Source organism: Leisingera sp. S132, from assembly GCF_025144465.1.
In the GTDB taxonomy this organism is placed as follows: Bacteria; Pseudomonadota; Alphaproteobacteria; order Rhodobacterales; family Rhodobacteraceae; genus Leisingera.
Window position 1 is genome coordinate 100,051 of sequence record NZ_CP083555.1, and the last position, 11,026, is coordinate 111,076.

The following is an 11,026-nucleotide window of genomic DNA, read 5'->3' on the forward strand; positions in this document are numbered from 1 at the left end:
GGGAGCGCGCTACTTTGAAGTGCGACTCCTATTAGAAAACAATGAGTTATCTAATGAGGAGTTTATCGTATGGGAACGGTTTATTCGCAACTTTCACTACAAGAACGGCGCAGGATCGAAGACTGGTGGCTTGCAAAGGTCCCTGTCGCGGAGATGGCCCGCGTTCTCAAACGTCACAAGTCCACAATCTTCCGTGAGATCAAACGCAACTTTTGGGCCGATGATGCATTCCCCAAGAAGTACGCGGGGTATTTCGGGATGGCCGCACACCAGCGCACGCAGCAGCGCCGTTCTACGCAGCGCAAACTCATCCGACATCCTGACCTGTGCAAACGTGTCATCGAGTGCATCAAACAAGGTTGGACACCCGAGCAGATCGGCAATCGGATGATCTACGAAGGCGCTGAGCTGCGTGTCTGCCAAGAAACGATCTACCGCTATATCTACTCGAAGGAAGGCATGGAACAAGAGCTGTGGTGGTATCTGCCCGAGCATCGCAAAGCCCGCAGGCCGCGTCGTGCCAGAAAGCGCCAGGCTCCAAAGTTAGATCGAGATGTCAGCATTCTGTTCCGCCCCGACGATGTCGCGCACCGCCGCCAGTTTGGGCACTGGGAGGCTGATCTTGTCCTGTTCAAACAACGCTTTGGTCAGTCAAACGTCACGTCTCTGGTCGAGCGCGTCAGCCGGTTCACCGTGCTGCTGAAGAACCCGAACAAGCGGACCAAGCCTGTGATGGGAAAGATCATGAAAGCGGTGCGTGACCTGCCCCAAATCGCGCGTCGTTCAATCACATTCGACCGCGGCACGGAGTTCGTCAGCTGGCCACACCTGCAAGCTGAGATCGGGACACAAACCTGGTTTTGCGATCCGTCCAGTCCGTGGCAGAAAGGCACAGTGGAAAACACCAATCGGCGACTAAGACGATGGCTCCCGCGCAAGCACGACATCCGGCGATACACAGATCACGATATGAAGGTGATCTGCGATCGCCTCAACAACACGCCCCGAAAATGCCTCGGGTGGAAGACACCTGCCGAAGTTTTCCGCGAAAAGATGATGGAGGAAATGGGCCAACGCCCCTACCCTAATCACCGATAGCAGTCCGCCCATTGCGGGCCAAGCGCGACACTTCTAGGCAGAATACCGCGCCGATCGACCCCGAACACAGCATGGCGACAAGCCGTTCGAAGCCGGGGCGAGCCTGGCAACCGCTGGCTGATACACCAAGATCGTCGTCGATGACATCGATCCCGGCAAAGCCATACCCGCGGGCCATCTCGACAAGATCGTATTGTCGGCGCTGGCTCTCGAGGTTCGTCATGACCTGGCTCTGCGTCGACTGACGCACGTAGATTACCGCATGACGCTTGAGCAGTTCGGGCGGAAAGGTGATGGCCAGGTCATTCATCGCTGCGCCCTCCCGGATTGGATTTTGCCGCGGTCAGGAGCACTTGCGCAAGCGCCGTCACGATCGACCGGTATTCCGGTTCCGTCAGCAATGGCGCCGGTGCCAACGGCAGTGGCAACTGGGTTGGTGTCGGGGATCTGTGATGCGTCATTCGGGGCCTCCATGGGTGAGTCGTCACCCTTGAACCCTCGCCGGAAACCGAGGTGCTCGAGAACCGAATGAAGATCGAAAAGCGCCTCTGTGGACACCAAGGGTTCGCCAAGCTCGAAACCCTGACATATTGAAGCGTCCAGAATCCAAGTGGGTGCAAGGATCGCTATACCTGGATCGCGTTCGAGACCGACATGTTGGCCATCACCGCGGTTGAGGGTCCGGAAAACCTTCACGGCTGAGCCAAAATAGGCATGCCATTGATAATGAACCCGATAAACTTGGCCGACATGGGCAGAATGAACGGGAACTGGCCATCGGCAGGAAAAACTGGATGTTTGCCGGTTCCGAAGGCGGCGGAAAAGCCATGGCCATCGCCTTCACGCTGATCGAGACCGCCAAGCTGAACGACGTAGATCCGCAAGCCTGGCTGACTTGGGTGCTCGGACGCATCGCCGATCACAAGATCAATCGTCTCGACGAGTTGATGCCTTTGAGTTACGCTGCGCAGGCAGCGTAACCGGGGACGCCTCGTCCGCGCCAGAGCGCCTTCACCGGACGGTCACAACGCAAACGTGGTTTTGTGATCCGTCCTCGCCGTGGCAGAAAGGCACAGTTGAGAACACCAATCGTCGGATCCGAAGATGGCTTCCGAGAAAACGGGACATCACGGCGGTCTCAGATCATGAATTAAAAATGACCTGCCCCCCGCGAAATCCCTCACCATGATGTAGAGTCTGCCCAACCCTTAAGGAGCAGACGAATGCGGAAGAGCCGTTTTACCGAGGCGCAGATCATCGGGATGATCAAGGAGCAAGAGGCAGGCATACCAACGGCGGAGGTGTGCCGCAGGCACGGGCTCAGCCCAGCAACATTCTACAAGCTGAAGTCCAAGTACGGCGGCATGGAGGTGTCGGAGGCCGCGCGGCTAAAGGCGCTGGAGGACGAGAACGCCAAGCTGAAGCGGTTGCTGGGCGATACAATCCTGCCCCTTGCCGGAATCTACCCCACTCTCGTTATGAACGAGGGACGACCGGGCGGCAGGTCAGAGGTAGTAGACGCTGGAGTTCAACTATCGCTCACATCTGTTCGGAGTCTTGCAGCAATTTTGAGGCAGCTGTAGCCGACTCTCTAACCTGCTCAGCTAGAGCACTTTCCTCCCGTATCGTTCCGGGAAGAAGCCTAGCCAAAGTAGAAATCCCAAGTGATGCAACCGCAAATCCGTCTTTATCGAGAATGGGAGCACCAATACACGCTATCTCTGAGTTGTTTTCACGATCATCATAGGAAATGCCCCCATCAACAACCGCATCCAGTTCGCGTTTTAGGGCAGCCATGCTGGTGATCGTATTTTTTGTCAGTTGTTCAAAGTGGATCGAACGCAGGAGCGCGTTCCTCTCGAAATTTGGTAAGAAGGCTAACAAAGACTTTCCAACAGCACTGCAATACAGCTCATCCACGTCGCCGGGAGCCTGGCGGATCGATACTTTTGCATCTTTTGACAGCGCTACCTCTGCCAGCACCGCGTGCTTCTCTCTCAAAATGGCAATATGTGCGATCTGACCGGTGACTTCTGCCAGTTCCACGACAATAGGATGCAGGCTCTCGATCATCCGATCGACGGCCGAGAAGCTCTGCGAAATGTCACGCAGCTTGTTCCCTGGGCCGTATGTCTTGCCAATCGGCAGGCGAGCGACATAGTCAAGTGTTTCGAGAGTTCTCAGTACTCGGTGCGTGCTTGCCATATCCATATCAAAGGCCTCCGCAATGTCTTTGAGACGGACGGACCGACGGCTAAACGCTATAAACTCCAGAACTTCCAATCCACGTGCAAGAGATTGTGCGGGAAGTGATTTTGAAGACTTGCCAACCATAAAGAACCTTCGAAGAGACCTCAGATTTCTGCACTTAGGCCAGACCTAAGCCCGGCCACAACTTTCTTCAATAGAAATTTATTTCTCAAAGCCTTTCTCGGCTTTTGCCACGAGTTCCCTTCTGCACTCAAGACGAGTGCGCATCAGTAGCTCGAGAGTTATTGCTTATACCAACTGATTCAACGAATTTTGAACTGTAATTTGGATTGAAGCACCCTGCTTTGCCACACTTTCCAGAATGTCGAATCCGCAATTCTAAAAAATTGTCTTATTTACAATTCTTCCAGCCTACGTCTCTCCGAAAAAACTACACCTGCAAGTTGCTCAACGTGTGCGTGACGGCGTTTCAGAAACCACTCTCGTATGAACAACACCGAAAAGTTCGAGCAAGGTGCTTCCGGACCGCCCCCCTGCGCAGGATGCGCGCTGTTTTTTGCCACTTGCTCAATCCAAATCAGCTTGGAAGCACGTAGCACACACGCATTGCGCAGAGGGGGGGGACCTTGCGGTACCTCTGCACGTAGTGCGTCATCCACCATACATCAGATTTGGCAGAAAAAGGGACAGGACTGGAAAGGCGAAGATGATCGCTAGAACGATGAACTCGACCTGCAAAAACCACCAGATCCCCCTGTAGATTTCGCCAAAACTGAAATTCGGCGCCACGCTTTTTAGAACAAAAGCATTCAATCCCACCGGTGGTGTGATCAGCCCGATTTCCAGGGCCTTTGTGACAAGCACACCAATCCAAATCGCATCAAACCCGAGTTTCGTCAGCGCGGGCAGGAATATTGGAACCGTCAGGAACATCACCGAAATCGGATCGATGAAGAGCCCAAGGATTAGCATGAGGATCAAATAGAGGATCATAAGCACATGCGGGTGCACCTCCATTCCGACAATGGCCTCGGTGATGGCATGGGATGTACCGCTGACCGCAAGGAACGAGGTAAAGATCAGAGCGCCGACCATGATGATGAATATCACCGACGTGGTCTTAGCGGTTTCAAGAAACACGTTACCAAGGATTTTCCAGCTCAAGTTTCCGCGGAACAGGGCAATCAGAAATGCTCCCGCCGCCCCCATTGCACCGGCTTCCGTTGGGGTGAAGATCCCGGCATAGATCCCGCCGATCACAATGACCGCCAGAAGGACAGCGGCCCAGATATTCTTGATCGCTGCGATTTTCTCGGGCTTCGTCGCGGGCGGCAGTGGCGGGGCAAGCTCCGGCTGCCGCAAAACGCGCACATAGATCATGAGACCAAAGGCCAATGCAGTCAGTAGTCCCGGAATGATCCCAGCAATGAAAAGGCGCGGAATGGATTCCTGAGCAATGATGCCGAACACAATCAAAACAACGCTGGGCGGAATCATCCCTGCGAGCGTCCCCACCGTGGCAATGCACCCAGCAGCCAGCCGGCGGTCGATATTTGCCTTCATCATCTCGGGCAGAGCGACCTTGCCAAAAATCGCGGTGGTCGAGGTGGTGGACCCGGAGCATGCCGCAAAACCGACCGCAGCCATGGTGGTTGCCAAAACAAGACTTCCCCGGATGTGCCCAACCAGAGACCGAGCGGCGCGGAACATGTCATCCGTGACGCCCGAAGCAATCGCCATATGCCCCATCAACAGAAAAAGCGGAACGGCGCTCAGAGAGTAGCCGGAGCCAATGTCGAACAGGCGCGCGCCAAGGGTCTTAAGCGCCGATTCAACACCTCGTGTTGCCGCGAACCCGACCGCTCCGGCCAGCAACAAAGAAAATCCGACCGGTATGCGCAAGGCCAAAAGCAAACCTGCGCCCGCAACGACCAGAACTGGGATCGTGGGGTCCATCTTACACCTCCTCGTGCTGGGGTTCGTGACGCTCTTCAATCAGGGAATCCTGAAACACCAACTGGTAAAATTGTTTGAGGAAGCGCGCTGCCAGAAAGAACAACCCGATCGGGATCATGATCCTCGCAGGCCAGGTCACAACGGCAATCGCGCCAAGGATGGTGTCGCCCATGGAATAGTTCTTCCAAGCCGACACGCCCGTGTACCAAGTCAGCGCGGCGATAAAGCCAAACAACACAGCAAGTTGTAGGCCTTGCACCACCTTGCGCGCCGAGCGAGGCATCTTGCCATAGAGCGCCTCGATAGCGATATGCGCGTTTTCCCGTTGCGCCAATGCCAGTCCGAGGTAGATCACAAACACAAAGGCGAGGCTGACAAAAGAGTAGGAACCCGGCACGTTCCATGGGGTCAGATATCGCACCAGCACATCTGCCACGGTAATGATCATCATGAAGGCCACGGCGGCGGCGGAGATATAGCTGAGTGTGTTTTCCAACTGTCTTTGAAGTCTGAACAACGCGGTGTCCTCCCTTGTTGAAACGCCTAATTGGCGTTTGCGAAACAGCCCGCCTCAAGGGGCGGGCTGTCCCTGGTTTCAGAAAGCATCAGCCCTGGTCATCGGCCATGGACTTGTAAAGATCGAGCAGCGCCCGACCGTCGATCCCGGCATCCTTCATGCTGTCGACCCAGGTCGCCCAGGATGCTTCGCCCGCCGCAACCAGCTTGGCGGTGTCGCTGAAGGTCACGCTTTTCACACCCAATTCACCGGTCAGTGTTTCAGCGGCGGCCTCTTGTTGCGCCAGCATGAGTTCCATTGACCGGTCGACCATTTCAGCGTTCAGCTCTTCAATGATCTGCTGGATGTCTTCGGGAAGATCCGCCCATGCATCCTTGTTGATGACCACCGACATCGGCATGTAGTACCAGTCGAGCCCCTCGTACCAGTAAGGGAAGATGTCGCCGAAACCGAAATCAACCATGTCCGAGGGCCCGCCCATGGTGACCGCTTCGACCACTCTCTTTTCAGCGGCCGCAGGCAGTTCGCCAAACGGAATGGCGTAGGACGTGATGCCCGCCGCAGTCAGCGCATCTGCCGAGCCGCCATGGGCGCGTATCTTGATTTTGCTGAGGTCCTCCATGGTCTTGACTTCGTCAAAGGCCATCATCTGCATCCAGATCCACGTACCGTTGAACATGAACTTCTGATCCAGCGCATCGAACTCTTGTTGGAAATCCGCCGAGGTGTAGAGCCCGTGCATGATCTTGTTGTGTTCAAGCACGTCATCGGAGAGGAACGGCAGGATGCCCAGAGTCGCACGGGGGTAAAGGCCGGGATTGTAAACGGAAGAGACCTGCCCCACGTCAAAGGAACGTGCCTGAAGGCCAGTCGGCTGGCCGGACAGTTTGCCCAACGCACCGCCAAAGACGCGGTTGAAGCCAACGCGGCCATCGGTGCGTTTCTCAACCTCGTCCATCCAGACCCGAACGGACTCATTAAGCCCCGCCTCTCCAAAGGGAGAGTGGAAAGTCAGGTTGTGGTCAGCGGCGTTTGCAGCGCCTGCGACGGTGGTGGCCGCAAAGGTCAAGGCGGCGGCGAATTTGGTAATCGAGATCATTTGGACCTCCCTATCTGTTGGTTTGTGAAAGGCAGCCGCCCACACTCCTCTTGAGGACGGTCGCCGGGGTTCACGGGTGAATTTTCGTTTTTGGGTGGATTTGCTCCGCCTGCCTGTCCTCCTTTTCGGCAGGGCAGATCTTTACTTGCGGCAAGGTTAGGGCGGCGGCCCTTTCAGGACGTCGGGATGCGCGCGCTCGTATTGCTTCGGATATGTCAGATCGACGCCAAGCTCTTCGGCGGCGCGCCAGGTCCAGCGCGGATCATGCATATGGCGCCGGGCAACAGCGACAAGATCAGCTGCCCCCAGCCGCAGAACGGTTTCGGCCTGATGGCCATTGACGATCTGCCCGACCGTTATGACCCGTGCGGAAACAGACTGGCGGATCGCGGCGGCAAAGCCGGTCTGATACCCCGGGCCGACCGGGATTTTCTGAAGCGGGCTGTTGCCGCCGCTGGAGACGTGGATATGGTCGCACCCCAGTCGGTCCAGCTCTTTGGAAAAGGCAACCGATCCTTCGATGTCCCAACCGCCTTCGACCCAATCGGTGGCCGAGATACGAATGCCCATAGGCTTGTCATCCGGCCACTCGGCCCGCACCGCCGCGAACAGCTCCAGCCCGAACCGCATCCGGTTCTCGAGCGTGCCGCCGTATTTGTCGCCGCGCTGGTTCGACAGCGGTGATAGGAACTGGTGGATCAGATAGCCATGCGCCCCATGCAGTTCCAGCGCATCTGCACCCGCTTTGTTCGCGCGACGCGCGGCTGCCACAAAATGCCCGATCGTGTCCTGGATGCGGCCGACCGACATCTCTTGTGGCACGGCAAACCCCTCGCGCAGAGCCAGGGCAGTCGGCGCGTATGTCTGGAACCGATCCTCTTCATCCAACGGACCCGCGCCTTCCCATAGCGGTTTGTGGCCTGCCTTGCGGCCCGCGTGACACAACTGCACACAGAACTTGGCTTCTGAATTGGCATGAACGAAATCGATTACCCGGCGCAGCCCTTCCGCCTGCTGGTCTGAGTAGAGTGCCAGACAGGCCGGGTTATTGCGGGCATGCGGCTCGACATAGGTGCTTTCGGTGAACACCATGGCGGCACCGGAAACCGCGAACTGGCCCAGATGCATCAGATGCCAATCCCCGGCCACGCCGTTATTAGCGCTGTATTGGGTCATTGGCGGAACGACGATCCTGTTGGAAAGGGTCATTCCACGCATTTCCAAGGGCTCGAAAAGAAGCGGTTTCATGGCTGTCCCTCCCCACCGGTTGCCAAGCGCCCTTGCGTCGAACAACCGCAGCGATCCCGATGGAGGTTGTTATTGAGTTGTCCGTCAGGCGCCGCCCCTTGTGTCCAATGGGCGGAATGGGGCAGCGCCCTTCGGGGAGAAGATCGGACCGTTACTGTTCGACCTGAGCCCAGAGCACGACCAGCGTCGTACAATCCAGGCACATACCGGGATCAGTGAAGATCATGCGCGAATGGCGCCCCCTGCCACCAAACACCTCATTGATCAGGTGCGATGCCCCGTTCAGCGCCTGAGGTTGTTCGGTGAAGTCCGGCGTGGCTTGAACCGAGCCCTCAAGGCGGATGACACGCTTGATCCGGCTCAACTCACCCACGGCCGATTTCAGTTGGGCAATCGCATTCAAGGCAGAAATCCGGAACGATTGATAGCCATCCTCGGTGGTCAGCACGTCGCCCAGTTTGCCGGTGTATTTCATGTCGCCGTCAATCCACGGCAGTTGGCCCGATGTGTAGATGATCCCGTTGGCTTCGACCCAGGGCTCATAATCTCCGACTGCAGACGGAACAGTCGGCAGTTCCAAGCCAAGCGCTTCCAAACGCTGCTCTGGGGTAAGTAATTCATCAAGCATAGCTTCCTCCCTTTTTTTATTTCATTATTTGAAAACTTTTTTGTTTTCAACAAACAATTTCATGCAGAGCTAGAGCGCAGCCTAGTGAGACCACCTCCTTCAACACCAGACACAAATCGGCCGAGAATGGTCAACAGAACATCAACATAAGGCATTTAAATATAAGTAATTTCCTTGACGAAATCAGCACAGATGAACTGACTTGAAAGCAGAAGCTTCGCACTGCCCCATGCCACCCATCGACTCGCCCAACAACCATGATTGTCTCAACACACCACTCTCGAGGGAATGCAAATAAGTTACTAATAAAGATATTTTCTACCTGGCGGCTAACTATGATTCGCCACTCTAAGTGTTGGCCCTCTTTGGGTGAGGCAGGCCTGCTAGATCTTTCGGAAATGAGCCCCAGCCAGATGTGCTTTCCCGATCTCCGCGCCCCAAAAGCACCTAGGTTTCGTTAACGTAACCAACAAATGAATTCAGGTGTTTGGAATTGTTCGTCCGTGCCTGGCCCCTAGTCTCTGTCGGAAAGCTCAAATCTATCCAAACACGGGACAAAGGGTATGACGGAAGAACATCAAAATGACACCGGCTTCTGGCCAGGTGGCGCGCAACTTGCCATCTCGATTTCGATGCAGTTTGAGGCAGGGGCGCAGGGAAAAGACGCTGATGGGCCCTTCCCTCCAATGGAGGCTGGGCTCGTCGATACAATCACACCGACATGGTACGAGTACGGGATGAACGAAGGTATTCCCAGATTGCTCGACCTTTGGGACCGGCACGATGTTAAGGTCACTTCTCATATGGTAGGCCAAGCAGTCGAGCGCCGTCCGGACCTTGCCAAAGAACTCGTGTCTCGGGGACATGAAGCTGCTGCTCATGGCTACAACTGGACTCCACAATTTGGCATGGACCCAAGGGAAGAACGCCTGTCGTATGAGAAAAACATAGAGGTGGTGGAGCGTGTGACCGGTCATCGGCCAGTGGGGTTCAACGCGTTTTGGATGCGTCAGACACGTGCAACATTCGAAATTCTTCAAGAACTAGGTTTTCTCTATCACACCGATGATCTTTCCCGCGACGAGCCAGCTCTGACTTTGGTCAACAACAAACCGCTCATTGTGGTTCCCTATACTTTGCGTTGCAACGACATCGGACGTTTTTCCTCGCAAGGCATGACATCAGCGGCATTTGAGCAGGAACTGAAAGATGAGTTCGATGTTCTCTATGCTGAGGGAGCCCGGCGTCGGCGCATGATGTCCATCAGCACCCATGATCGCATTGGTGGCGCTCCCGGAATTGTCGGTGCGCTGGATCGGTTCCTCACCTACGCAAAGCAGCATGAAGGCGTCGTCTTCATGCGAAAGGATGAGATCGCGCAGTACACACTCCAACAGGACGATGTACCAATTAATCCTCCACGCAAATTTTGATCTATTTTTGGTTCTTTACAGGAGATCAAAGGGGCGCACTTGCGCCCTTTTTTGTTTGCCAATGCCACAAGCTGATTTTGCTAATAAGAAGATTTGCTTTCTCCCCTCAGATCCTAGCTTCGCGTCAGGCACCAAAATCAAAGAAAGGCCCATCATGCACATAAAAACCGTAGCTGCCGCGATCTTGACCACTCTGGCTTTTGGCACCGCGCATGCAGACGAACCCTTTATCTTGTCCAGCCCCGAACTCACATCAGGTCAGTCGATCCCGGCCAAGTATTACTGGAATAACTTCGGGTGCTCCGGTGAAAATGCTCGCCCAGAGCTGATCTGGTCAGGGGCGCCCGAGGGGACAAAGAGTTTTGCTGTCACCTTCTATGACAAAGACGCGCCGACCGGCAGTGGATTTTGGCATTGGAGCGTTTACAATATCCCCCTCGGCACAACTGGTATCGGAGCTGACATTCCCAAAGGTGCAATTGAAAACAACACTGACCTGAATCAGCCTGGTTTCTTCGGGCCTTGTCCACCTGTCGGACGGACGCATTCCTATGTTTATACGGTATACGCTCTGTCCGCTCCCAGTCTGGATCTTCCAGAAAACGCCTCGGCCGCACTCGCAGGCTTCTTCTACAACAGCAACACGCTTGCAACCGCAACGCTTGAGGTGATTGCCGGACCGCGCGAGGAATAGCAGTCATTCTGGATCGGGTCAGGGTCGGCCGAGGCTCCTCGGTCGACCTTTGTTTGCCATTCCCAAAAATAGATTTCGCAACTGATCTGATTATCTGGCCGAAACGCGCACATAGGCTGTCCCGACAATTAAGGAAAACCTG

At 55.4% G+C, this 11,026-nt stretch carries 9 protein-coding genes and 4 pseudogenes; 6 read left to right on the plus strand and 7 right to left on the minus strand.

The genetic code is table 11. The annotated features are described in order from the left end of the window. The first annotated feature begins 69 nt into the window (after positions 1-69). A complete protein-coding gene (locus tag K3725_RS20365) occupies positions 70-1,098 on the plus strand; it encodes an IS30 family transposase (RefSeq protein ID WP_260018765.1) in 1,029 nt (342 codons plus the stop codon). Positions 1,099-1,102: 4 nt separating this feature from the next. Here the strand turns inward: K3725_RS20365 and K3725_RS20370 are convergent. Then, positions 1,103-1,408 (minus strand): annotated as a pseudogene (locus tag K3725_RS20370) (recombinase family protein); the annotation flags it as partial. Between the two features lie 454 nt (positions 1,409-1,862). Here K3725_RS20370 and K3725_RS20375 point away from each other — a divergent pair. The 3 pseudogenes from K3725_RS20375 to K3725_RS20380 form a co-directional block, all read left to right on the plus strand. Further along, positions 1,863-2,078: pseudogene (locus K3725_RS20375) on the plus strand (transposase domain-containing protein); the annotation flags it as partial. Between the two features lie 53 nt (positions 2,079-2,131). Beyond that, a pseudogene (locus K3725_RS22645) lies at positions 2,132-2,251 on the plus strand (IS30 family transposase); the annotation flags it as partial. A gap of 70 nt (positions 2,252-2,321) precedes the next feature. Beyond that, positions 2,322-2,546: pseudogene (locus K3725_RS20380) on the plus strand (transposase); the annotation flags it as partial. 91 nt (positions 2,547-2,637) lie between these two features. Here the strand turns inward: K3725_RS20380 and K3725_RS20385 are convergent. The 6 genes from K3725_RS20385 to K3725_RS20410 form a co-directional block, all read right to left on the minus strand. Further along, complete coding sequence (locus K3725_RS20385; protein WP_170456264.1) at positions 2,638-3,432, minus strand: IclR family transcriptional regulator; 795 nt, start codon at positions 3,430-3,432, stop codon at positions 2,638-2,640. 528 nt (positions 3,433-3,960) lie between these two features. Beyond that, the gene (locus tag K3725_RS20390) at positions 3,961-5,265 is read right to left on the minus strand and encodes a TRAP transporter large permease (RefSeq protein ID WP_170456266.1); all 1,305 of its coding nucleotides are present in this window, start codon (positions 5,263-5,265) and stop codon (positions 3,961-3,963) included. Between the two features lies 1 nt (position 5,266). Beyond that, positions 5,267-5,782 (minus strand): TRAP transporter small permease, encoded by a 516-nt coding sequence (locus K3725_RS20395; protein ID WP_170456268.1) that lies wholly within the window; start codon positions 5,780-5,782, stop codon positions 5,267-5,269. Between the two features lie 88 nt (positions 5,783-5,870). Next, positions 5,871-6,881, minus strand: a complete 1,011-nt coding sequence (gene dctP / locus K3725_RS20400; protein ID WP_170456270.1) for a TRAP transporter substrate-binding protein DctP — start codon at positions 6,879-6,881, stop codon at positions 5,871-5,873. Positions 6,882-7,037: 156 nt separating this feature from the next. Next, a complete protein-coding gene (locus K3725_RS20405; protein WP_170456272.1) occupies positions 7,038-8,129 on the minus strand; it encodes an NADH:flavin oxidoreductase/NADH oxidase in 1,092 nt (363 codons plus the stop codon). 151 nt (positions 8,130-8,280) lie between these two features. Further along, positions 8,281-8,757, minus strand: a complete 477-nt coding sequence (locus tag K3725_RS20410) for a RidA family protein (RefSeq protein ID WP_260018766.1) — start codon at positions 8,755-8,757, stop codon at positions 8,281-8,283. Positions 8,758-9,320: 563 nt separating this feature from the next. On the opposite strand from K3725_RS20410, the gene K3725_RS20415 reads away from it, so the two are divergent. Both K3725_RS20415 and K3725_RS20420 read left to right on the plus strand, forming a co-directional pair. Then, on the plus strand, positions 9,321-10,190 hold the full coding sequence (locus K3725_RS20415; RefSeq protein WP_170456276.1) for a polysaccharide deacetylase family protein: 870 nt from the start codon (positions 9,321-9,323) through the stop codon (positions 10,188-10,190). A gap of 160 nt (positions 10,191-10,350) precedes the next feature. Then, positions 10,351-10,884: a YbhB/YbcL family Raf kinase inhibitor-like protein gene (locus K3725_RS20420; RefSeq protein ID WP_409201604.1), complete on the plus strand. Its 534-nt coding sequence runs from the start codon at positions 10,351-10,353 to the stop codon at positions 10,882-10,884. Positions 10,885-11,026 lie beyond the last annotated feature (142 nt).

Excerpts from the sequence above, each read along its gene's own strand:
- K3725_RS20365 (WP_260018765.1), top strand. The coding sequence starts at position 70 with ATGGGAACGGTTTATTCGCAACTTTCACTACAAGAACGGCGCAGGATC.
- K3725_RS20385 (WP_170456264.1), bottom strand. The coding sequence starts at position 3,432 with ATGGTTGGCAAGTCTTCAAAATCACTTCCCGCACAATCTCTTGCACGT.
- K3725_RS20390 (WP_170456266.1), bottom strand. The coding sequence starts at position 5,265 with ATGGACCCCACGATCCCAGTTCTGGTCGTTGCGGGCGCAGGTTTGCTT.
- dctP (WP_170456270.1), bottom strand. The coding sequence starts at position 6,881 with ATGATCTCGATTACCAAATTCGCCGCCGCCTTGACCTTTGCGGCCACC.
- K3725_RS20405 (WP_170456272.1), bottom strand. The coding sequence starts at position 8,129 with ATGAAACCGCTTCTTTTCGAGCCCTTGGAAATGCGTGGAATGACCCTT.
- K3725_RS20410 (WP_260018766.1), bottom strand. The coding sequence starts at position 8,757 with ATGCTTGATGAATTACTTACCCCAGAGCAGCGTTTGGAAGCGCTTGGC.
- K3725_RS20415 (WP_170456276.1), top strand. The coding sequence starts at position 9,321 with ATGACGGAAGAACATCAAAATGACACCGGCTTCTGGCCAGGTGGCGCG.